At 70.5% G+C, this 21,021-nt stretch carries 20 protein-coding genes; 6 read left to right on the top strand and 14 right to left on the bottom strand.

The window, feature by feature from the left end:
- The first annotated feature begins 27 nt into the window (after positions 1-27).
- On the top strand, positions 28-1,923 hold the full coding sequence (gene nhaA, locus ACIP79_RS31860) for a Na+/H+ antiporter NhaA (RefSeq protein ID WP_401228726.1): 1,896 nt from the start codon (positions 28-30) through the stop codon (positions 1,921-1,923).
- A gap of 167 nt (positions 1,924-2,090) precedes the next feature.
- A complete protein-coding gene (locus tag ACIP79_RS31855; protein ID WP_401228724.1) occupies positions 2,091-3,623 on the top strand; it encodes a hypothetical protein in 1,533 nt (510 codons plus the stop codon).
- Between the two features lie 142 nt (positions 3,624-3,765).
- Here ACIP79_RS31855 and ACIP79_RS31850 read toward each other — a convergent pair whose 3' ends face one another.
- The 8 genes from ACIP79_RS31850 to ACIP79_RS31815 all read right to left on the bottom strand — a co-directional run bounded on the left by ACIP79_RS31850 (position 3,766) and on the right by ACIP79_RS31815 (position 11,400).
- A complete protein-coding gene (locus ACIP79_RS31850) occupies positions 3,766-4,044 on the bottom strand; it encodes a hypothetical protein (protein WP_401228722.1) in 279 nt (92 codons plus the stop codon).
- A gap of 277 nt (positions 4,045-4,321) precedes the next feature.
- The gene (locus ACIP79_RS31845; RefSeq protein WP_401228837.1) at positions 4,322-5,308 is read right to left on the bottom strand and encodes an endonuclease/exonuclease/phosphatase family protein; all 987 of its coding nucleotides are present in this window, start codon (positions 5,306-5,308) and stop codon (positions 4,322-4,324) included.
- Between the two features lie 149 nt (positions 5,309-5,457).
- Entirely contained in the window at positions 5,458-6,585 is a 1,128-nt protein-coding gene (locus ACIP79_RS31840; RefSeq protein ID WP_401228720.1) for a sensor histidine kinase, read from the bottom strand.
- The gene (locus ACIP79_RS31835; protein ID WP_401228718.1) at positions 6,578-7,273 is read right to left on the bottom strand and encodes a response regulator transcription factor; all 696 of its coding nucleotides are present in this window, start codon (positions 7,271-7,273) and stop codon (positions 6,578-6,580) included. The genes ACIP79_RS31840 and ACIP79_RS31835 overlap by 8 nt, the downstream gene beginning before the upstream one ends.
- Before the next feature lie 135 nt (positions 7,274-7,408).
- The gene (locus ACIP79_RS31830) at positions 7,409-8,590 is read right to left on the bottom strand and encodes a PP2C family protein-serine/threonine phosphatase (RefSeq protein WP_401228716.1); all 1,182 of its coding nucleotides are present in this window, start codon (positions 8,588-8,590) and stop codon (positions 7,409-7,411) included.
- 180 nt (positions 8,591-8,770) lie between these two features.
- Positions 8,771-9,265: a DUF6328 family protein gene (locus ACIP79_RS31825; protein WP_401228714.1), complete on the bottom strand. Its 495-nt coding sequence runs from the start codon at positions 9,263-9,265 to the stop codon at positions 8,771-8,773.
- A 102-nt stretch (positions 9,266-9,367) separates the two neighbouring features.
- The gene (locus ACIP79_RS31820; RefSeq protein ID WP_401228712.1) at positions 9,368-10,375 is read right to left on the bottom strand and encodes a Ppx/GppA family phosphatase; all 1,008 of its coding nucleotides are present in this window, start codon (positions 10,373-10,375) and stop codon (positions 9,368-9,370) included.
- Between the two features lie 44 nt (positions 10,376-10,419).
- Positions 10,420-11,400, bottom strand: coding sequence for a TIGR03557 family F420-dependent LLM class oxidoreductase (locus tag ACIP79_RS31815; RefSeq protein ID WP_401228710.1), 981 nt, complete (start codon positions 11,398-11,400; stop codon positions 10,420-10,422).
- A 224-nt stretch (positions 11,401-11,624) separates the two neighbouring features.
- Between ACIP79_RS31815 and ACIP79_RS31810 the strand changes: the two genes are divergently transcribed.
- Positions 11,625-12,677 (top strand): DNA topoisomerase IB, encoded by a 1,053-nt coding sequence (locus ACIP79_RS31810; protein WP_401228709.1) that lies wholly within the window; start codon positions 11,625-11,627, stop codon positions 12,675-12,677.
- Positions 12,678-12,857: 180 nt separating this feature from the next.
- The gene (locus tag ACIP79_RS31805; protein WP_401228707.1) at positions 12,858-13,514 is read left to right on the top strand and encodes an endonuclease; all 657 of its coding nucleotides are present in this window, start codon (positions 12,858-12,860) and stop codon (positions 13,512-13,514) included.
- Positions 13,515-13,573: 59 nt separating this feature from the next.
- Here ACIP79_RS31805 and ACIP79_RS31800 read toward each other — a convergent pair whose 3' ends face one another.
- Together ACIP79_RS31800 and ACIP79_RS31795 are read right to left on the bottom strand one after the other, a co-directional pair.
- A complete protein-coding gene (locus ACIP79_RS31800) occupies positions 13,574-13,933 on the bottom strand; it encodes an STAS domain-containing protein (RefSeq protein ID WP_401228706.1) in 360 nt (119 codons plus the stop codon).
- A gap of 526 nt (positions 13,934-14,459) precedes the next feature.
- A complete protein-coding gene (locus ACIP79_RS31795) occupies positions 14,460-15,593 on the bottom strand; it encodes a hypothetical protein (protein ID WP_401228704.1) in 1,134 nt (377 codons plus the stop codon).
- Positions 15,594-15,824: 231 nt separating this feature from the next.
- On the opposite strand from ACIP79_RS31795, the gene ACIP79_RS31790 reads away from it, so the two are divergent.
- Positions 15,825-16,601 (top strand): polysaccharide lyase family 7 protein, encoded by a 777-nt coding sequence (locus tag ACIP79_RS31790; protein ID WP_401228703.1) that lies wholly within the window; start codon positions 15,825-15,827, stop codon positions 16,599-16,601.
- Positions 16,602-16,669: 68 nt separating this feature from the next.
- Here ACIP79_RS31790 and map read toward each other — a convergent pair whose 3' ends face one another.
- Complete coding sequence (map, locus tag ACIP79_RS31785; RefSeq protein ID WP_401228701.1) at positions 16,670-17,437, bottom strand: type I methionyl aminopeptidase; 768 nt, start codon at positions 17,435-17,437, stop codon at positions 16,670-16,672.
- 122 nt (positions 17,438-17,559) lie between these two features.
- Here map and ACIP79_RS31780 point away from each other — a divergent pair, with 122 nt between their 5' ends.
- Positions 17,560-17,835: a helix-turn-helix domain-containing protein gene (locus ACIP79_RS31780; protein ID WP_401228699.1), complete on the top strand. Its 276-nt coding sequence runs from the start codon at positions 17,560-17,562 to the stop codon at positions 17,833-17,835.
- 113 nt (positions 17,836-17,948) lie between these two features.
- Here ACIP79_RS31780 and ACIP79_RS31775 read toward each other — a convergent pair whose 3' ends face one another.
- The 3 genes from ACIP79_RS31775 to ACIP79_RS31765 all read right to left on the bottom strand — a co-directional run bounded on the left by ACIP79_RS31775 (position 17,949) and on the right by ACIP79_RS31765 (position 20,586).
- Positions 17,949-19,058, bottom strand: coding sequence for a hypothetical protein (locus ACIP79_RS31775; protein WP_401228697.1), 1,110 nt, complete (start codon positions 19,056-19,058; stop codon positions 17,949-17,951).
- A 2-nt stretch (positions 19,059-19,060) separates the two neighbouring features.
- Entirely contained in the window at positions 19,061-20,110 is a 1,050-nt protein-coding gene (locus tag ACIP79_RS31770; RefSeq protein WP_401228695.1) for a hypothetical protein, read from the bottom strand.
- A gap of 95 nt (positions 20,111-20,205) precedes the next feature.
- The gene (locus ACIP79_RS31765; protein ID WP_383689127.1) at positions 20,206-20,586 is read right to left on the bottom strand and encodes a VOC family protein; all 381 of its coding nucleotides are present in this window, start codon (positions 20,584-20,586) and stop codon (positions 20,206-20,208) included.
- Positions 20,587-21,021 lie beyond the last annotated feature (435 nt).

Genomic DNA, 21,021 nt, shown 5'->3' with positions numbered 1-21,021 from the left:
CGCGCGGGCTGGGGCGATAATCGGCCGGTGAGCGGCAACCAGCCTGACGAGGCGCTTCGCGGACGGTCCACCCACAGCAGTGCGCGCCTGCGGACCTTCGCGCAGACCGAGACGGGCAGCGCCGCCCTGCTGCTCGTCGCGGTGGCCGCGGCGCTGGTGTGGGCCAACATCGACGTGCACTCCTACGAGGCCGTGTGGAAGACCCACTTCACCATCGGCTTCGACACCCACCACCTGTCGCTGGAGCTGCATGAGTGGATCAACGCCGGGCTGATGAGCCTGTTCTTCTTCGTGGTCGGACTGGAGGCGCGGCGCGAGTTCGACATGGGGGAACTGCGGGACCGGCGGTGGGTACTGCTCAGTGCGGTGGCCGGGCTGGCCGGCATGGTCGTCCCGGCGCTGATCTACGTCGCGTTCAACGCGGGTCACGACTCCGTGCACGGGTGGGGTACGGCGATGTCGACGGACACGGCGTTCGCGCTGGGCATCCTGGCGGTCTTCGGATCCCGGCTGCCCGCGTCGTTGCGGGCGTTCATGCTGTCCATCTCGGTCGTCGACGACCTGGTCGCGCTGCTGGTGATCGCCGTGTTCTACAGCGACGACATCTCGGTGCCCGCGCTGCTGGTCGCGCTGGGCGCGCTGGTGGCCATCGCCGTGCTGCGGCTGTCGGGGGTGCGCGGCGGCGCGTACTGCGCCGTGCTGTCGGTGGTGGTGTGGGTGGCCCTGCACGAGGCCGGGGTCGATCCCGTCGTGACGGGCCTGGCGGTGGGGGCGCTGGTCATCGCCTATCCGGCGCCACGGGAGGATCTGGAGCGGGCGAGCCGGCTGTTCCGGCTCTTCCGCGAGCAGCCGACGCCCGAATTGCAGCGCTCGGCCGTACGAGGCCTGGCCGCGGCGATCTCCCCGAACGAGCGGCTGGAGCAACGGTTCCTGCCCTGGGTGAGTTTCGGGATCGTGCCGCTGTTCGCGCTGGCGAACGCCGGCATCGAACTGAGCGGCGGCAAGCTGGCCGACGCGTTCACCTCACCGATCACGCTGGGCATCCTGTGCGGATGCGTGGTCGGCAAGGTGCTCGGGATCGTGGGCTCGATGTCGGCCGCACAGTGGCTGTCGCGCGGACGTCTGAAGCCCAACGTGGGCTGGGGCTCGGTCACCGCGGGCGGGGCGATCGCCGGGGCGGCCTTCACCGTGTCCCTGCTGATCGCCGCTCTCGCCTTCGAGGGAGAGGAGCTGGACCAGGCGCGCATCGGCATTCTGGCGACCCTGATCGGTGCGTTCGCGGTCAGCTGGGTGGTGTCGGGAGTGGTGGCGTTGCTGCCTGCCGGGCGCCGGGCGCGGGCACTGCTGGGAAGGTCCGATCCGCTGACGGACCTGGCGGTGGCGGTCGACGCGCGGCACGACCGGATCCGCGGCCCCGAGCACGCCGTGGTGACGGTGGTGGAGTACGGGGACTTCCAGTGCCCCTACTGCGGGCGGGCCGAGCAGGTGGTGCGGGATCTGCTGGGCAGCGAGGCGGACGTGCGCTACGTATGGCGGCATCTGCCACTGCCGGACGTGCATCCCGACGCACAACTGGCGGCGGAGGCGTCCGAAGCGGCGGCGGAGCAGGGTTACTTCTGGGAGATGCACGATCTGCTGCTGGACCGGCAGGAGGCACTGAGCGGGCGCGACCTCATGCGCTACGCGCGGGAGCTCGGCCTGGACGTGGACGCGTTCCGTAAGGACATGGAACGACACCGCGGAGCACGCCGGGTGGCGGAGGACGTGGACTCCGCGGACCTGAGCGGGGTGTCCGGTACGCCCACCTTCTTCGTCAACGGACGGCGTCACCACGGCGTCTACGACATCGCGGCGCTCACGCAGGCGGTGGAGCATGCCCGGCAACGGGCGCTGGCGGGGCAGGCTCAGCAAGGTCGTCGGTGAGCCTGCCGGGTCCGACTTCCCGCACGCAAACCAGCTCAGACCGGTTTCACACGTGTGCCGCATCCCAATGGCGGTGTCCGGCGGGGCCGCTTAGAAAGGGTCGCAGAGACACTCGGGCCGCATCTGCGGTCCACCACAGCGACTGCACCCTTCGTATGGAGCCGAGTATGACAACCCGCCCCCCTTTCGACTCCGATCGATCCGGTATATCGCCCGAGAACGCGGTCGACGCACCCGTGCCGCCGCCACCCGTCTCCGCCCCCTGGCCCACCGCGCCGGACGAGGCGGCGGACAGGCCGCGCCGGGCTCGTCAGCGGTACGCCGACGCGACCGACCACCGGTATGACGAGCCCGCGGACCACGGATACCCCGAGCCCGCGGACAACCGGTATCCCGACCGCGCGGATCGCCGGTACCCCGAGCCAACGGACCACCGGTACTCCGACCCGGCGGAGCACCGGTACGCCGACCCGGCGAGCGAGTTCGAGCAGCGCCCCCCGCGTCACACCGAGGCGACGGACAAGGTCGACGAGGTCGACCAGCGGCACTCCGACCCTGTCGAGGCCGTCGCCGACCCGCTCGACCAGCCGCTCCCCGATCCGGCGGACGACGACCACCACTCGTACATCAACCCGGTCGACGGGCTGGTGCACGCGGCCATCGCCGACCGGCCCCTGGACGAGGTCATCCAGCTCATCGAGTTGCTGGAGCAGTCCCCGGAGTACGCGAAGGCCACGGTCGACGCGCTGCGTGCGGTCGGCACGGACCGGTCTGTGGAGGACGTGTCACGGCTGGTGGCTCTGCTGACCCGGCCGCCGAGAAGCGCCGACAGCGCCGACGAGGCGATTCGCGCGGCGGCCGAGGGCCGGCCCGTCGCGGACGTCACCAGGCTGATGGCGCTGCTGCACCAGCCCTCGCTGGAACCCCACTGCGGCGAGGCAGCGGTACGGGCGGCCGCCACCAGCCGGCCGGTCGAGGAACTGGTCGAGCTGATCGGCCGCATGGCCGAGGAACAGGACGTACGCGAGGCCCGGCAGCGTGATTCCTCGACACGGAAGGGGACACAGCGGGCCCAAGGCGTGAGCGGTTCGCCCTCGTCCACCGACGGACCGTCAGGAGACCGGCTCGTAGACGACGTTGACGCGGCAGCCATCAGCAGCCGTACGGCCCGAGCACGCCGTAACCGGACGGCCATCGGCGGCGACTCCCCCGCCTGGCCCCGGTTGGTCGCGGTCCTGATGCTCGTGGTGTGCGGTCTGGCCCACTTCCCGCCGCACCGGGACGGAGCCTCCCTCGTCGCCTACGGGTTCGTGATCGGCGCCTGCGGGCTGTGCGTCCTGCTGGGGCTGACCCTCATCCGTAGGAGTACGTTGCCGGTTCTCGTCCTGGGAGTGGTGGTTCCGGCGGCTCTCGCCGTCGCCCAGCTCCTGGAGGGCCGGATCCACTCGGCCCGCCTGTCCAGGGCCCTGGATCTGACCCTCGCGCCGCCGATGCTCGCAGGTCTCGCGGCAGTGCTCGCCGCGCTGGCGGCCCTGACGGCGCTGGTCACGTTCCTGGCCACGAGGAGGCCCGGTACGCGGTCCGGCGGGCGGCGTCCCAAGTCGCTGCGCTGGGCACTGCCCCAGGACGTCACCGCCGATTCCCGGCCCGTGTCAGCGGATTCGGACCGTGACCAGAGGGGGTCCGTGACCTCCGGGTGAGTCCCGGCGGGCGCGGTGGGCATCGCGTGTCGCACGTCGTTGCATGTCGCACGTCGTCACATGTCGCACGTCGTCGCACGGAGATGCCCCCCGCGCCCGCCTTGGCCCGACCCCTTCGGTCAGGGAACGCCGCGGTCATCGGTCAGGGAGTGTCGCCGGACCAGTCCCAGCGGCTCCGGTCACCGGGGCGCGGGTCGTACACCGCCCGTCCGCCGGGACCGAACTGACCGAGCTCCGTCTGAAGGGCGCCACCGGTGTCGATCTCGGCCGGTGTCCAGCCGGTGATGTCGAGCAGCAGGCCGTCCAGTGGCCCACCGACCAGTTCGACGTAGGTGCGGCCGGATTGGGGGCCTTGGCGTGGGTCGTCATGGTCCTGGCCGTAGACCCGCCCGCGCAGCAGCTGCTCATCGTCCCTGTCCATGACGTCCAGCGTCCCAGCCCCCACTGACAATGCGGGCTCGCCCGAGGTCATCCGCGTGGTCGTTCTCCGCGTCCTGCCTGGTCAGGTACGGAACGGGAGAGCCGGCCGCGGTCCTTCCGGGAGTATGTGTACATCCCTGTTTATCGGGTAGTCGGTGCCCGGCGGGAGGCAGCGCAACGCCTGGGGAGGTCGAGCGACGCCTCCCGCCGATCCCACGTTCCGCGCGTCCGCGCGTCCGCGGGGGAAGGCTCGGCGCAACGGCGCGAACGCGCGGCACTCACCAGCTGATTCCGGCCGCCACAGGCAGGTGATCGCTGCCGGTCGCAGGCAGCACCCATGAGCTCGCCGGCTCCACGCCCCTGACCAGGATCTGATCGATCCGCGCCACCGGGAAGGACGCCGGCCACGTGAAACCGAAGCCGTCCCCGGCCTCCTCCTGCACCGAGTCCAGTTGAGAGGTGAGGCCGTCGAGCGCGCGGTCGTCGGCGGTGCCGTTCATGTCGCCGAGCACCACCACCCGCCCGATCCGCTCGGCGGCGACGGCCTTGGCGAGCGCGACCGCGCCGAAGTCACGCGAGTCCGTCCAGAAGCCGCCCCTGGGCATCACCCGCACGGACCCCAGGTGCGCCACGTACACCGCCAGCGGTCCCCGGTCCGTGGCCACCGTGGTGCGCAGCGCCCGGGGCGGGTCCACCGGGATGCCGGCCGACCTGGATTCCGCCAGCGGCCCGACGTTGCCGCGTACGACGGTGATCATCCGGGTGTCCGACAGCGGCAGCCTGCTCCACAGCCCGACCGTGCCCTTCACCACGTGGTAGGGATACGCCTCCGCCAACTCCTCCTCGTACGTGGCCCTGGCCCGCGGGGGCATCTCCTCCAGGGCCAGCAGGTCCGCCCCGGAGGCGGCCAGGTCGCGCGCGGTACCGGCCGGGTCGGAGTTCTCGGCGCCGACGTTGTGGCTGACCACGGTGAGGTCGCCGCCCGACCGGGACTTGTCGAGGAGCAGCCCGCCGAAGAGGCTCAGCCACACCACGACCGGCAGCAGCAGCGCGACGACCGCCGCGGCGGAGCGACGCCACAGCGCTGCGGCGAGCAGCACCGGGATGAACAGGCCGAACCAGGGCAGGAACGTCTCCAGCAGACTGCCGAGGCCGCCCCAGTCGGTGATCTCCGCGTGCAGCAGCATGACCAGGCCGAGCAGTAGCGCCAGCGCCGCGAGCACCGGGCCGCGCTTCCACGGGCCGGGTCGGGAGAGGCCGCGGATCGCCCGGCGGGCACGCGCGCGCCAGGCTCCCGAGGTGGTGTCCTCGCGACCGGCGCCGCCCTTCCCGGCGTCCCCGGTTTCCAGGATCTCGGCGCGGTCCTCGACGTCATGTGACTGTCCGGCATCCGGAACTTCTCGTAGTGCTTCACTCACTGATCGGACGTCCTGTCGGTGAAATGTGCCGGTGGGGCGGGCAGTTGAACGGCGATACGGAGGCCGCCCGCGGCGCGCGGGGTGATGGTGAGGGATCCGTCGTGCACCTCGGTGATCCGCTTGACGATGGCGAGGCCGAGGCCGACACCCGCGTGGTGGCCGCGAACGCGTTCGGTGCCGCGCTGAAACGGCTCGGTGAGAGTCGCGACCAGCTGGGGGGAGAGCTTCTCGCCGCTGTTCTCGACCGTGAGCACCACGGTCTCGGGGCCGGAGCCGGTCTCGACCAACACCGTGCCCTTGCCGGGCAGGTTGTGCACGATCGCGTTGTGCAGGAGGTTCGTCGTCAGCTGGAGCAGGAGGGCTCCCGACCCGAAGGCCGGGACGGTGTCACCGGAGGTCTCGATGGTGACTCCGCGCTTCTCGGCGAGCGGGAGCAGGGTCTCGGTGGCTTCCTCCACGAGCAGGGACAGATCGACCGGTTCGTGGGTGAAGGACCTCCGGTCGGCGCGGCTGAGCACGAGCAACGCCTCGGTGAGGTCGATCGCGCGGGCGTTGACGGCGTCCAGGCGGTCGATGACCACGCGGAGATCCTGCGTCGGATCGCCGCGAGCCACGTCGAGAAGCGCCTGCGAGATCGCCAGGGGGGTACGCAGTTCGTGCGAGGCGTTGGCCGCGAATCTCCGTTGTTCGTCGACGTGCGCTTCGAGCCGGGCGAGCATCGTGTCGAAGTCGTCGGCGAGGTCGCGGAACTCGTCTCTGCGGCCGGGCAGCCTGATCCGGTGCGAGAGGGATCCTCTCGTGGCCGTGCGCGTGGCGTCCGTTATGCGTGTCAGCGGGGCGAGCATGCGGCCCGCGAGGAGCCAGCCTCCCAGAAGACCGAGAAGCAGCAGGAACGCCAGCACCGCGGCCGCTCTCGGAGCGAAGACGTTCAGGAGTGTGGAGCGGACGGGGAAAACGCCGTTCGTGGGCTTGTCGTCGGCGTTGATGAGCATCGCGCGATCGGGGACGTACCGCAGGAGGAACACCCACACCGCGGCGAGCAGCAGGACGCCCGCGAACATGAGGAATCCGGCGTAGCTGAGGGTGAGCTTGATGCGGACGCTCAATCCCGGCGCCCTATCCATGCGCCCCTCCCCCAGGTCCGGTCTCCGGCTGCGCGTCGATGCGGTACCCGGCCCCCGGCACCGTGGCGATCACCCAGGGTTCCCCCAGCCGCTTGCGCAGTGCCGAGACCGTGATGCGTACGGCATTGGTGAACGGGTCCGCGTTCTCGTCCCACGCCCGCTCCAGGAGTTCCTCGGCACTGACGACGCCGCCTTCCGCGGCGACCAGCACTTCGAGCACGGCGAACTGCTTCCTGGTCAGGGCGACGTGGTGGCCGTCGCGGTAGACCTCGCGGCGGAACGGATCGAGCCGCAGGCCCGCGATCTCCCGCACAGGCGGCCTGTTGTGGGCACGCCTGCGGTCGAGTGCCCTGAGTCTGAGCACGAGTTCCTGGAGCGCGAACGGTTTGGTGAGGTAGTCGTCCGCGCCGAGCTCGAACCCGGTGGCCTTGTCGTCGAGACGGTCCGCCGCGGTGAGCATGAGGATCGGCATCCCACTGCCGGAGGCGACGATGCTCTTGGCGACCTCGTCACCGCTGGGTCCGGGAATGTCCCGGTCCAGGACGGCGATGTCGTAGGCGTTGACGCTCAGCAGTACGAGAGCGGTGTCGCCGTCTCCCGCGATGTCCGCCGCGATCGCTTCCAGGCGCAGGCCGTCACGGATGGCCTCCGCCATGTAGGGCTCGTCCTCGACGATCAGCACTCGCATGCTCCGAGGCTACGAGGCGGCCCATATCGTGGGCATATCGAAAACCGGTTGCCGGCCGTCAGCGCCGCTTTCAGTGAAGGCCGGACCTGCCCGGACGCTCGGCAGAGGGCTGCTCACGCTGCTGTTTCGCACGCCTCACGCCCTGCGCGGCTGCCACTCCACCATCAGGATGGTGGCGTCGTCCCGCAGCCTGCTGTGCTCGGCGTCCAGGAGCCAGTGGATGAGGCGGCGCAGTGTCTCGGCGGCCAGTTCTCCCCCGGCCGTGGCTCGGATGACGGACTCGGCGAAGCGGTCGAGCCCGAAGAGCGACCCGTCCTGCATACGGGCCTCCGTCACACCGTCGGTGTACAGCAGCACCCGGTCACCGGGTTCGAGGGAGATCTCGTGCACCGTGCGCGGGGCGTCGAGGAACGTGGCTGCCAGTCCCAGGGGCGGGTCCGCCTCACGGGACAACGCCCCCTCGACCAGACGCTCGTTCCTGATGAGCAGCGGTGGCGGATGGCCGCAGTTGATCCACCGGAGCACACCGGTCGTCTGTTCAAGCTGAAGGAGGACTCCCGTGCAGAACTGATCGGGCAGCCAGCGTGCGAGGGCCTCGTCCACGGACATGACCAGTTCCGGCAGGTCGGCACCCGTGCGCCGGGCATTGCGGCATGCCGCCAGCGTGACCACACTCGTCAGGCCGGAGGCCAGGTCGTGTCCCATGGAGTCGAGCATCGCGGCGTGCAGGGTCGTGGCCGTCAGCGCGTGATCGAAGGCGTCGCCGCCCACCTCGTAGGCGGGCTCCAGCACGGCCGTGGAGACGACGTCGGAGTTGCCGATGGTGCGGGGCGGCAGGTACGCCCGCAGCAGTTCGGCGGGCAGCTGCATGGTCTCGGTGCGGGTGCGCTGGACGAAGGTCTCCTTGTACGCCCGCTTCGAGGTGACCATCATCGCCAGCAGGGACGCCGTCGCGCGGCTGCGGCGGAGTTTCACGGCGTCCAGCGATCCGGAGTGCGCGCACATCACGCCCAGCCGCTCCGTTCCGTCGACGAGCGGCAGCCAGATCATCACCTCGCCCGTCGCCGACTCCTCGACGCGCAGGGAGAGGGTCCGGTAGGCCCAGCCCGCGAGGGAGTTGTCGATGTCGAGGGGCGAGGAGATCTCGGTCAACGGCATCAGGTGCCGCTGCTGGAGATCCGCGAGGTACACGACGATCTGGTGGACACCCAGAGCGGCTGCGCAGCGTTGCACCACGGCCGCGAAGTCGCGTGCCGCGACATCCGGATCGGAAAGGAGATCCTCCAGAAGCTCTGCGTCCTCGTCCGGGGCCGGCACCGGATCTCCCCTCGACGTTGACCGTCACAGCGTCAGCAGACAGCAACAGGAGTTAAACACCTGGTGGGCCGGTGCGCGCGACGAGTGACATGGCGGGGTACGCGGCGGAAGGCGTCGTGGCGCAGTCTCGATACGCGCCTGGCCGTGACCGTGCGGGCGGGGCGTAGGCCCTCTGTCGGGTCAGGTGTTCCGCCGGGTCACATGACGCCTGACGAGCAGGGGCAGTCCGGCCCACAGGAGGACACACGTGAGCAGGGTCGCACCGGCAGCGACAAAGGCTTCCGGAGCACCGTGCACGACGTCGATGATCAGCAGCACCGCCGAGGTGAGCGCGAGCGTGAGCACCACGAGTCCGGCACCGGCGAGGCGGGAGGAGCCGGTGACGATCTCGGCCTTCGCGCCCTCGCGGAACAGTCCGCGGTGCAGGGCGGCGGGCGCGGTGAAGATGACGGCCGCCAGTACGGCCAGCAGCAGCGTCGTCACGTAGGTTCCGCGCTGGAACGAGTCCAAGGTGGTGAAGCGGGACTGGAAGGGCAGAGTCAGCAGGAACGCGAAAAGGATCTGCACGCCCATCTGTACGACACGGAGTTCTTGCAGGAGTTCCGCGAAGTTGCGGTCGTTCCGCTCCGCTTCCGATTCACTCCGTTCCGCACGGAGTTTCTCGTCGTCATTCATGACATTGCGGGTACCCTGCCACATCCCGCCCAATCGCCTGCTACCACACCGAGCCGGCGGCGGCCTGGTGGGGCTCGGGGCTCTCATGGAGTCGGGCCCCGGTCAGGCCGGGGGTGTGGCGATCCGTAGGGGCACCGCACCCGCGGTCCCCCCATCGTCGCCGGGCTCCGTGACGGCCGACCACCAGGCGGGGCCGTCCTCGATGTACCGGAGGAGGATTCCCTCGCGGATGGCCCAGGGACAGATCGTGACGGTCTTGATTCCCGTCAGCTTCATGGCTGTATGGGCCACGATCGCTCCTGCGAGGCTCTGCTTGGCGCGCGGCACGGAGATGCCCGGAAGCTCGGCGCGCTCGGCGGCCGACAGCGCCGCGAGGGTGTCGATGCAGCAGCGCAGTTCGCGGCACTCCAGGTGACGGGGGACGAATGGCCCCTGGCGTCCGGGGGCGGCGCCGCACAGACGCGCGAGCTGCTGGAAGTTGCGTGAGGTCGCCACCGCCGTCCGCGGGCCCTCCCAGCGGATCCGCGCGGCGACGTCCCGCAGTTGGTGGCGGGTTCTGCGGCGCAGCGCCTTCACGCTCCGCGTACTGGGCAGACCTTGGTCCTCGAAGAACTCCAGCGTCAGCCGGTTCGCCCCAAGCGGCAGCGAGGCCGCGAAGTCCGGCAGGCGGCCACGTCCGAAGGCCACCTCCAGAGAGCCGCCGCCGATGTCGAACAACGCGAGTGGACCCGCCTGCCAGCCCATCCAACGCCGGGCACCGAGGAAGGTCAGCTCGGCCTCCACCTCGCCCGGCAGCGTGCAGATCCGCACACCCGTCCCGGTGCGGACGGCATCCAGCACCTCCAGGCGGTTCGGCGCGTTGCGTACCACGGCCGTGGCAAAGGCCAGCGGCTCGGCCGCGCCCCACTCCTTGGCCGTCCTGGCCGCCGCGCCGACCGCCTCGACCAACTGCCGCAGGTCCTCGTCAGAGATACGGCCGTCCGCCTCGACCTGCTCGGACAGACGTGTCTTCCACTTCGCGGTGTGCACCGGCAGCGGCACTCCGCCCTCCGCGTCCGCGACCACCAACCGGACCGTCTTGGAACCCACATCCACCACGCTCAGCCGCATGGCCCGCTAGTACCCACCCACGACCCCGGCAGTCGGGGCGCCTGTCAGGCGCGCGTGCCACTCGGCTTGAGCTGCCGAATGCGTGCGTCGAGTTCGCGCTGGTAGAAGTCGATGAAACCGTCCGGGTCGGGCCCGGCGTTCTGCATGACCAGCCTGTCGAAGCCCGCGTCGACGAACGGCTGGGCCACCTCGACGTACCGGGCAGGGTCCGCGCCGCAGGCGAACTTCCCGAGGATGTCCTCTTCCCGCACCGTCGTGGTCGCGGCGTCGAAGTTGACGGGGTTGGGCAGCTCGCTCATGACCTTCCAGCCGGTCAGGGCCCACCTGGACGTCTCCAGGGCCGCCTTCGCGGCGGTGTGCTCGTCGGGCGCCCACGCCATCGGAACCTCCGCGTAGCGAGGTCCGGTGCCGCCGGCCTCCCGGTAGTGCCGCACGATCTCCGGCTTGTCCTCCGTGGCGAACAGGCCGTCGCCCAGTTCAGCCGCGATGCGGGTCGAGGCCTGCCCGCTGGCGGCCACCGCGATCAGCGGCAGCGTGTCGGGGAGGTCGAACACGCGGGCGTCCTCCAGCCGCAGGTGCTTGCCCTCGTAGGACCGGTATCCCCCACGCCAGAGCAGCCGGATGATCTCCAGGGCCTCCCTGAGCAGCTCGTGCCGGGTGCTGACAGCGTCGGGGAAGCCCCGGCCGACGACGTGTTCGTTGAGCCGCTCCCCCGAGCCGACGCCAAGGACGAAGCGGCCCTCCGACAGCAGGGCCAGGGTGGCGGCCGCCTGGGCGATGATCGCGGGGTGGTAGCGCACGGTCGGGCAGGTCACGCCCGTCGCGAGACCGATACGCGAGGTCTTGGCCGCGATGCTCCCCAGCACCGTCCAGGCGAAGGGCGAGTGCCCCTGGTTGTCGAGCCAGGGGTGGTAGTGATCGCTGATCTCGACGAAGTCGAAGCCCGCCTGCTCCGCGAGAACCGCCTGCCGTACGAGTTCCGCCGGTCCGAACGCCTCGGCGGCCAGCTTGTATCCGATCTCCATCGTGCTCCTCGTTTCCTCATTCGCGGCGGGCGATTCGTCCGCACATAGGTACCCGTCGGCCTCAGGGCGTAACGCTGTCGTACGCGAGAGGAGGCGTGCGCACCCGCGGGGAATCTCCCCCGGAGCACGAAGATTTTTCCGGTGCCGCGATGGGGGTACTGGAAGGAGCGGTTCTTCCACGCGGAGGACTGCCGAGAACTGCCGAGGACTTTCCAGGAGGTCGGGTGCGTCTCTACCACAGTCGGCCCACCGAGCCCGGCTATCGCCGCCGACGTCACGGCCGGGGCTTCCGTTATCTCGACACGGACGGGGATCCGCTGAGCGATCCGCGGGAGCTGGACCGGATCCACGCGCTGGTCATTCCACCGGCCTGGCAGGACGTGTGGATCTGCCGCAAGGCCAACGGCCATCTCCAGGCCGTCGGCACCGACACCGCCGGACGCCGCCAGTACCTCTACCACCCGCGTTTCCGCGCCGAACAGGAACGGGCCAAGCACAGTCACGTACTCGACCTGGCGGAGGCACTTCCCGACGTGCGGAAGGTCGTCGAGGATCACCTGCGCGACCGGGGGCAGACCCGTCGCCGGGTCCTCGCCACCGCCGTACGCATGCTCGACCTCGGGCTCTTCCGTATCGGCAGCGACCGCTACACGGAACAGAACAACAGCTACGGCCTCACCACCTTGCTGCGCGAACACTCGAAGTGCCGGGCGGGGGCCGTCCTTTTCACCTACACCGGCAAGGCCGGCAAGGAGCACGTCCAGACCGTGGTGGAGCCCACGGTCTGCCGTAGCCTGACCGCTCTGCTGCGGCGCCGGAACGGCGGTGACCGACTGCTGGCCTACTGGGAGCGGCGCGCTTGGCACGACGTCAGCGGGGAGGACGTCAACGCGTATCTCAGGGAGGTGTCCGGCCTCAACGTCTCCGCCAAGGACTTCCGCACCTGGCACGCCACCGTCATGGCCGCCGTGGCGCTGGCCGTCTCGCAGTCGGTCGCGCGCGGTGAGACCACCCGGCGGCGGGCCATCGCTCGCACGGCACGCGAAGTGGCCGAGTATCTCGGCAACACACCCGCGGTCTGCCGGGCTTCCTACATCAACCCTCGGGTGATCGAGCTCTACGAAGAGGGAGTGACCATCGCCGCCGTTCTGCCTCACCTCGGTGAGGAGGGCGCGTACGGCGTCCCCGCCACCCACGGCGTCGCCGAACTGGCGGTCCTGCGCATGCTCCGGAACGGGGACTCCCCCGGCGGCGGTGAGGAAGCGGTCGACCGTTAGCCCCTGGGGTTTCCGCGCCCCGCCCCGCGGCCTCCGTCCGATGCGGGCGCCGAGCGGCGCGCGATGCGACCGATCTGATTCCGCCCGGTTGATTCGACCCGGCCGATTCGAATCGGTTGATTCGACCCGGTCTATACGGGTACGCGGTGTTTCGTACGCAGTCTCCGGAGGTGAGAGTGGATGGCCACGACCAGTCGACGCGAGGTGATGCGGGCGCTCCTGGAAGCCCACGACCGCACCTACGCCGACCAGGCGGGCATTCGCCTCAAGGACACCCCTCAGCCGCTGTACCGGCTGCTCGTGCTCGCCTGTCTGCTCAGTGCCCGTATTCGCGCCGATATCGCGGTCGCCGCTGCCAAGGAACTGGCCGCCGCCGGGATGCGCGATCCGCGCGGCATGGCGGAGGCCTCCTGGCAGCAGCGGGTGGATGCGCTCGGCCGCGGTGGCTACCGGCGCTACGACGAACGCACCGCCACCCAGCTCGGCGACGGCGCGAAGCTGGCCACCGAACGCTATGGAGGTGACCTGCGGAAGCTGCGGGACCAGGCCGGCGGAGACACGGCGACGATACGGCGCCTGCTCCAGGAGTTCCCGGGGCTGGGACCGGCCGGCGCCGACATCTTCCTGCGCGAAGCACAGGCTGTCTGGCCGGCGACGGCGCCGTATCTCGGCGCCAAAGCCCTCCAGGGTGCCCGCGCCCTGGACCTGCCCACCACGCCCGACGCCCTGCTCCGCCTGGCGGACGGCGCGGAACCGGCCGTGCTGGCGGCCGCCCTGGTCCGCGTCGCCCTCGACAAGAAGGCCCCTCAGACCGTCCGCGAAGCCGCCCGTAGCTGAGCAGCCCTCATCGGCGTACTCCAGGCGTTGCCCGGAGACGGACGACGCTCCCCCGCGGATCAGCGGCCGAGGGCCTGCTCGACAGTGGGGTGACACTCGACCAGTTGGTCGATGCCGACGAGCTTGATGGTGCGCAGCACCGGTGGCACGGCTCCCGCCAGCCGCAGCCAGCCGTCCGCACCGGCGAGGGTGTGATGCGCGGTGATGAACAGGTTGATGCCGCTGGAGTCTATGAAGGGAACCTGTCGCAGGTCGACGACCACACGTGGTGGAACGTCGTCCGGGAGGTTCAGTGCCTGTCTGAGTGGGCCGCCCGTCTGGTGGTCGATCTCTCCGGCCACGGTCACGACGAAGGTGTCGCCGACCGTCTCCGTACTGACCGCCAACCGCCAGGGCTGATCTGCTTGTTGAGTGTTCACGCGCTGTCCTCATCCGCGCCGGTGCGCCGCCAGGGTCCAGATTTCCATCCGAGGAGTGCCCCGCTGCGCACGGTTGAAGCTCATGTCCGGCGGGAGTGGGCAGATCGTGATCGGAGCGGTGCCGCACCGCGGGGGCGCGCTGCGGACCGTAGGCGGGTGAATTCGCCCTGGCCAAGCGGTTTCGCACGGCATGCGATCGGCGAGACGGTCGTACGAGCTCACCGGACAGAAGCAAACGGGTGCAGGCCGGCCCCGCGAGGGGGGCACAGGCGTCCGGGCCTGACCGGTGAGTCGTTATCGCCCTCGATCTGATGGATCATCGTCCCTTCTCCCGACACCGGTCGGGCCGATCTCACCGCCTCCCCGCACCCGCGGGTGAGCGCCGGGCACCCACGGGCGCTTACCGGAATCCTCGCGGCCGGAGAAGGAGGCGGCGGCGGCGAGTCGGACGTCGGCTCACCGGGTGAGTTCCTCGGCGGCGCGAGGGCGCCGAAGAGCGTTGTGCGCGCTGTGCGCAGGGGCGGGTTCAGCGGGTCGAGCGCTGGATCAACTCGTACTGGGCGGAGGTGGACTCCCCGGTGATGAGTCCATAGGAGCCGACCGACCAGAACTGCCCGGTGCGGCCGGTGGGCGCGAGGGCTTCGACATCGTACGACTGGGTCTGGCCTCCGGGGACGGCGTCGCCCGCGACCGAGGTCCAGACGCCTTCGCGCAGACGCCAGTAGAGGGCGGTGCCCTCGTAACCGTAGGGATCGCCCGAGACCCACACGGTGCCCTTGCCGTCGCCGGTGACGGCGCCGGCCCACAGCCCGTCGACCGGCCCCGTGACGTCGCGCCAGGCGCGGCCGTCCCAGTGCAGCACCTTGGTCTGCTGCCGTTGGTCTTCGACGTAGGGGGTGAGGGCGGTCACCCACACATTGCGCGCGGACTCCTGGTACACGGCCGTGACCGGCATATCGCTGCCGGCCGGCGCGAGGTCGGTCCACGCGCGGCCGTCCCAGTGCATGAGCACGGACCTGCCCGGCCGGCCGGCGTACGCGAACTGCCCGACCGCCCACGCGTCACGGGAGTTCCGCGCCTCGATCGCGCCGATCATCACACCCTCGGGGAGGGGTGTGGTCCGCCAGACGCCGTGGGCGTAGGAGCTGATCCCCGTGTCACCCACCAGCCACACCTTGCCGGGCACGGCCGCGAGCTTCGCGAAGCCGTAGCGCTCCCCCGCGGGCAGCGGCACCGAACTCCACCGGCTGCCGTCGTAGTGGGCCAGCGTCTCGCCGTCCTGGCCCCAGCCGTACGCCCAGACGTCGCGGGCCGACACGGCGTCGAGGGCGTGCCACACCCCGACCCCCGGCACGTCGGGAGTGGGCTGCTGCTGCCAGGTCCTGCCGTTCCAGCGCAGGATCACGCCCTGGCCGGCCCCGTCGACGTACTGAACCCCCACCGCCCAGGCCGCGTTCGGGCCCGCCGACGCGACGTCGAAGAGCGAGGAGTTGTCCGAGAGTGTGCCCGCCAGGGAGGTGCTCCAGGCCGGAGCCGAGGCCCGGTCTGGAGCCGACGCCCGGTCCGGGGCCGATACGGCGACCCCGGCCGGGGCGACGGACACCGTGGCCGCCACCAACGCCCCGACCACCGCAGCCCTGAGATACGTACCTGTCTTCATGAATGCCCCCGTTGTCCACCGGAGGCACACGCGGAACCCGCGACCCGCCCCCGTTCACTGCCTGGTCACTCAGTCAGACCCGCCGCAGCGGCCGACGGTTGTACGGCCACGAGACCTCTTGACGGGGTTGGTTCAGACCTTTACGGTCGCGACACGCAGGTTCACATGGGAACCAGTCGTTCACATGAATGAACGCGTCCGCTCCTCCCCCACATCACGAAGGACGGCATCATGATCCGTACCAGAGTTCTCGCGACGGCGACGGTCGCGGCCACTGTCGCCGTGGTCACCGTGTTGGGCACATCGAGCGCGGGCGCCGCGGATCCGAAGGTCGCTCCCGGCGGCAACTTCGATCTGTCGGTCTGGCAGTTGCAGGAGCCCGTGGGGTCGCCCGGCAGTCCCACGACCATCTCCTCGTCCCGGCTCCAGGGCTCGAACGGCTTCCAGGACTCGTACTTCTACACGGACACCCGTGACGGAGCTATGACGTTCTGGGCGCCCGAGAAGGGCGTCACCACCCCGAACTCCAATTACGCCCGCTCCGAGTTGCGGGAGATGAACCGCAACGGCGGCGCGGCGGACTGGTCGCTGAGCGGCAGCCACCGACTGAGCGCGACCCTGCGCGTGGTGTCGGTGACGTCCAACGTGTGCGTGGGACAGATCCACCTCGGCTCCGGCGGCTCCTCCACCAAGCCGCTGGTGGAGCTGTACTACCGGTCGAACGGCGACATCGTCGTCGGCACCGAGATCTCCCCCGCCGGCGGACAGACCCTGCACACCGTGGGCAATGTGTCCGTCGGCAAGACATGGACCTACGCCATCGCCGTGTCCGGCGGCAACACGATCAGCCTGACGGTCAACGGGAGCACCACGCGCTACACGATCCCGTCGTCGTTCTTCCCGTACAAGCAGTACTTCAAGGCCGGTTCCTACAACCAGTCGTCCTCCGACAGCACCACGAAGGGCGCACGGGTCGCGTTCTACGGGCTGAACGTCTCGCACGGCTGACCCGAAGGCGGGGCCCGGAGGCGGGCGGCCCGGACAAGCCAAGCGCGGCCGCCGGTCCGCCGTCCGGATCAGAGCAGGGTCAGAATGCGGGGACCCTCTTCCGTGATGGCGATCGTGTGCTCGATGTGAGCCGCCCGGCTGCCGTCGATGGTGTGCAGGGTCCAGCCGTCGGCGCCGGTGCGGTAGGCATCCTTACCTCCGGCCATGAGCATGGGCTCGATGGCGAGGGTCAGACCGTGACGGAGCGGGAAGCCGCGGCGGGGACGCCCCCGGTTGGGGATGTGGGGGTCTTCGTGCATGTGACGGCCGATGCCGTGGCCACCGAAGTCGGCGGGCATGCCGCAGCGCGCCGACTGGGCGACGGTGCCGATGGCGTGGGAGATGTCGCCGATGCGGTTGCCAGGCATCGCCGCGGCGATGCCTGCGTCGAGAGCGCGCTGGGTGGCGTCGATCAGCGCCACGTCGGCGGGTCGCGGCGTTCCGACGGTGAAGCTGATGGCGGCGTCCCCGGTCCAGCCGTCGAGCTTCGCTCCGCAGTCGACGCTGACCAGGTCGCCGTCGCGCAGCCGGTAACCGGTGGGGATGCCGTGCGCGACGGCGTCGTTGACCGAGGTGCAGATCACCGCGGGGAAGGGGGTCGGGGCGAAGGAGGGCTGGTATCCGAGGAAGGGCGAGCCGGCTCCGGCCTCGGCCAGCACCGTACGAGCCGCCTCGTCCAGTTCCCGCAGGGACACCCCGACGGCCGCCGCTTTCCGGGCGGCGGCGAGGGCCTGGGCCACGATGCGGCCGGCTTCCCTCATCGCGTCCAGCGCCGTGTCGGTCTTGATCTCCACCATGTCCTGCGACTCCCTGTCTCACGTCGGCCCATGCGGCCTCACGTCGGCTCACGCTGCACGTCAGCACACGCGGCCTCACGCGCCTGCGAACCAATTCTTATACCGGTATTAGTATCACGGACATGGTGAGAACTCCTTTGACCCCCTCGGAACGGCAGCGCGGAGAGCGGTTCGGCGCGCTGCTACGCCGGGCGCGAGGCGACCGCAGCATGGTGGAGGTCTCCGCGGCGGCGGGGGTGTCACCGGAAACGCTGCGCAAGATCGAGACCGGTCGGGCGCCGACTCCGGCGTTCTTCACCGTGACAGCCCTGGCCGCGGCGCTGGGTATGTCCTTGGACGCGTTGGCGGCCGCCTGCGTCCAGGCCGACGACCGCGATCAGCAGGCCCTCTCGGCGTGAGCCGGGAGGGTGGGCCCGGCGCGGGCGGGCGGGCCTGACGGTGCGCCCGGACCGTCGGGCCGGACGGTCAGCCCGGCCCTGTCGGAGATGGGCCGGGAGTTCGTCGCGGCTCCTCAGCCGAACCGCAGCACCCGTGGGGCGAAGGTGCCCTCCGGACCGGCGGCACGGCCGACCGACCACACCGTCGTCGTGCCCGGCACCGGCGCCAGCCACAGTGCCGAGGAGTCGCCCTCCCCGGCCACCGCCGGTTCGCTGTACTCGGTGAACGCCTGTCCGTTCCAGGCAAGGAAATCCGGCCCGGGGACCAACGGCGGAGTGCCGCCGGGCGGCCCCCACTTCTGCGAGCGCGCCACCGAGACCCAGCCCAGCGCGCCGGACGTGGTGGGCGCCAGGGAGTTGACCGAGCCGAAGTCGGTGGGCATGGTCACCTTGCTCCACGCCTGCCCGTCCCAGCGGACCAGCAGCGGCGGAATCGGCCGGCCCGGCGGACCACCGACGAATCCGGCAGTGCCACCCGCCCACACCTCGGTCGGCGAGACCGCCAGCACGCTGCCCACGGCCGACCGCGGGAACCCGTCCACGATCGTCTGCTGCCACGCCTGCCCGTTCCAGTGCGACACCGCCGCACCCGAGTTGGTGGCGCCCGCGGCCCAGACGTCATCGGCCGCCAGAATGTGCAGGCCGAGCACGGATCCCGGCGGCACCGGCACGTCCCGCCAGCCGCGCCCGTCCCAGCGCAGCAACACCTGCGCGCCGTCCCGCGAGCCGATCAGCCAGGTCTCACCGCCGCCGGCGACGACCTTGGTCAGCACGGCACCGCGCGGCAGCCGGCTCTCGGACCACACGATGCCGTCGAAGCGGAGCAGGTGGGTGCCGCCCGCCGAGTCGCGGCCGACCGCCCAGAGGTCGGTCGGTGAGGTACCGGCGACGGACAGGAGTTCTCCCTGCCAGCCGATCCCGGGCAGGCCCTGGCGCTGCCAGGCGGTGCCGTCCCAGCGCAGCACCAGCGGGAAGCCCGGCGCCTCGCGACCCACGGCGTCCGCACCCACCGCCCACGCCCGCTCGGGCGAGAACGCCACGGCCTCGTTCAGCCCCGCCTGCGGACGCACCTGCGCCGGCAGGGGAACGTGTTGCCAGGCAACGCCCTCCGCGGCGGCCGAGGACATGATGGTCACGAGGGTCAACGCGACGGCGAGGGCCGCGACGAGAAGTCTGCGTGCCATGGTCAGCCTCCCAGCCGCTCGCTCATCAGGTTCGGTTTCGAGCCGTAGATCTCGACGGTCCCGAAGGACAGAAGTGCGGAGCCGGCCTTCGCCAGTGCGCGCGGTTTGACGTCGATCGCGTTCGCGCGCTCCGGTCCGTAGGAGAAGGTGGCGCGGCGGCCGTCCACCCGTGCGTACTTCGACTGGAACGCGCGGTCGCTGCGCAGTGGCAGCCACAGCGCGCCGTCCGCGCCGCGCACCAACGCCTCGGTGTACGTGTCACCCAGTGGCGGGTAACTGGTGTGCCATGCACGGCTGTTGAAGGTCATCAGGTACGTCCGGGCCACACCGTCGGTGTACTGGCTGCCGCCGATCGTGACCCGGCCGGACGGTTCGGGCATGATCGTGTGCACGTTGCTGTCCGGTGGCAGCGGCACCTTCGCGTCCCGCCATGCCGTGCCGTCCCAGCGCAGGACGGTGGTGCCGGTGGTGGTGTCCGCCCAGGCCCAGACGTCCGTGGCAGTGCGGGCCGTGATCCCCATCAGGAACAGCACGCCGTCCGGGGTGGATTGGGTGGTCCAGCCGGATCCGTCGTAGTGCAGCACTTTCAGCCCGGTGTCGTCCTCTCCCACCACCCACGCTCCACCCGGTACGGCGGTGAAGTCCTGGTAGGTCCAGAGGGTTTGCGGGAGCGGGACGGAGCTCCATCCTCGCGCCGACCGGCGCAGGATCTCCCCCTCCCCCGCCCGGTTGTGGAAGATCCACGCCTCGTCGCGGACGAACTGAACCTTACCCAGCCAGCCCGGCTCGTCGGCGCCGGGGAAGGTCGTGTCCCGGCTCCACGCCGTACCGTCCCACCGGTACAACATCGGCCGCAGTCCGTCGACGGCCTGCTCGTACCCGGTCGCCCATGCCTCGCGCGGTCCGCGGGCGGCGAGATCGGACACGGTCACCGGCGGGGCCGCGGCCGGCACCGGCAGGGCCGACCAACTCGGCGTCACGGCCGCCGCGGGCGACACCAGCGTGGCACACGCGATCACAAGGCAGACAACGACAGCACGGAGACCGTTCACGAGACCCCCCAGAACGCGAAGGCCGCACAGGCTACGGGCGTTCACCCATCCGCGAACAGACGGCATTCAGCCGATCGGATCGCGTGGGCACGAGGTCAGAGGGGAGCGAGGCGCGCCTTGAGCAGGCAGAACTCATTGCCTTCGGGGTCGACCAGCACATGCCACTGTTCCTCCCCTGTCTGGCCGATATCGGCCGGGCGCGCGCCGAGACCGAGGAGGCGTTCGAGCTCGGCGTCCTGGTCGCGGTCGGTGGCGTTGACGTCGATGTGCAGCCGGGATTTGCCCTTCTCCGGCTCGTCCCTGCGGCTGAGGAAGATCGTCGGCTGCGGCCCGCCGAACCCTTCGCGCGGCCCGATCTCCATCGAGCCGTCGTCCTCGCGGTCCAGCACGACGAAGTCGAGGACCTCGCACCAGAACCGCGCCAGCACCTCCGGCTCGCGGCAACCGAGGACGAGTTCACCGATACGACACGCCATTGACGAAACCTACTCTCAGCCTCGGCACTGCAGGTCAGGCCACACACGATCCCCATGGCTCCCGGCAGCAGGAACAATTCCGCGACCGTACCGGACAGGGCGAACATGGTCGACATGATTTCCGTGGTGCCCCTGAGCTGGGCAACCGGAGGTTTGCTCGCGACGCCTCGGCATCGCGGAGTACGTTCACGCGCGCGAGGGGGGCGGTTCCCCCGGCACATGTGGCCGAACCAGGGGAACCTGAGCCGGTCAGTCCCCAAGGGGGTAGGCCACCTGACCGGCCTGACTCCCGTGTGCCCGCTTTCACGGCAACCCAACAGCATGTCTCGTGAGGAACTTGTGCACTGATGTGCCCACGGTACGGACGTCTCCGCACGTCACGCTCCCGCCGACTCTGGCTGACTCTGGCCGATGGCCATGACCGCCTACGCCAGG

Origin of the sequence: Streptomyces sp. NPDC088747 (assembly GCF_044751025.1) — a bacterium.
Taxonomy (GTDB): Bacteria; Actinomycetota; Actinomycetes; order Streptomycetales; family Streptomycetaceae; genus Streptomyces.
Note: the sequence above shows the minus strand (reverse complement) of the source record. Positions and strands in the feature narration are given on the sequence as shown.

Coding starts and splice junctions, on each gene's coding strand:
- ACIP79_RS31855 (WP_401228724.1), top strand. CDS start 2,091: ATGACAACCCGCCCCCCTTTCGACTCCGATCGATCCGGTATATCGCCC.
- ACIP79_RS31850 (WP_401228722.1), bottom strand. CDS start 4,044: ATGGACAGGGACGATGAGCAGCTGCTGCGCGGGCGGGTCTACGGCCAG.
- ACIP79_RS31840 (WP_401228720.1), bottom strand. CDS start 6,585: ATGGATAGGGCGCCGGGATTGAGCGTCCGCATCAAGCTCACCCTCAGC.
- ACIP79_RS31835 (WP_401228718.1), bottom strand. CDS start 7,273: ATGCGAGTGCTGATCGTCGAGGACGAGCCCTACATGGCGGAGGCCATC.
- ACIP79_RS31825 (WP_401228714.1), bottom strand. CDS start 9,265: ATGAATGACGACGAGAAACTCCGTGCGGAACGGAGTGAATCGGAAGCG.
- ACIP79_RS31820 (WP_401228712.1), bottom strand. CDS start 10,375: ATGCGGCTGAGCGTGGTGGATGTGGGTTCCAAGACGGTCCGGTTGGTG.
- ACIP79_RS31815 (WP_401228710.1), bottom strand. CDS start 11,400: ATGGAGATCGGATACAAGCTGGCCGCCGAGGCGTTCGGACCGGCGGAA.
- ACIP79_RS31805 (WP_401228707.1), top strand. CDS start 12,858: ATGGCCACGACCAGTCGACGCGAGGTGATGCGGGCGCTCCTGGAAGCC.
- ACIP79_RS31795 (WP_401228704.1), bottom strand. CDS start 15,593: ATGAAGACAGGTACGTATCTCAGGGCTGCGGTGGTCGGGGCGTTGGTG.
- ACIP79_RS31790 (WP_401228703.1), top strand. CDS start 15,825: ATGATCCGTACCAGAGTTCTCGCGACGGCGACGGTCGCGGCCACTGTC.
- map (WP_401228701.1), bottom strand. CDS start 17,437: ATGGTGGAGATCAAGACCGACACGGCGCTGGACGCGATGAGGGAAGCC.
- ACIP79_RS31780 (WP_401228699.1), top strand. CDS start 17,560: ATGGTGAGAACTCCTTTGACCCCCTCGGAACGGCAGCGCGGAGAGCGG.
- ACIP79_RS31775 (WP_401228697.1), bottom strand. CDS start 19,058: ATGGCACGCAGACTTCTCGTCGCGGCCCTCGCCGTCGCGTTGACCCTC.
- ACIP79_RS31765 (WP_383689127.1), bottom strand. CDS start 20,586: ATGGCGTGTCGTATCGGTGAACTCGTCCTCGGTTGCCGCGAGCCGGAG.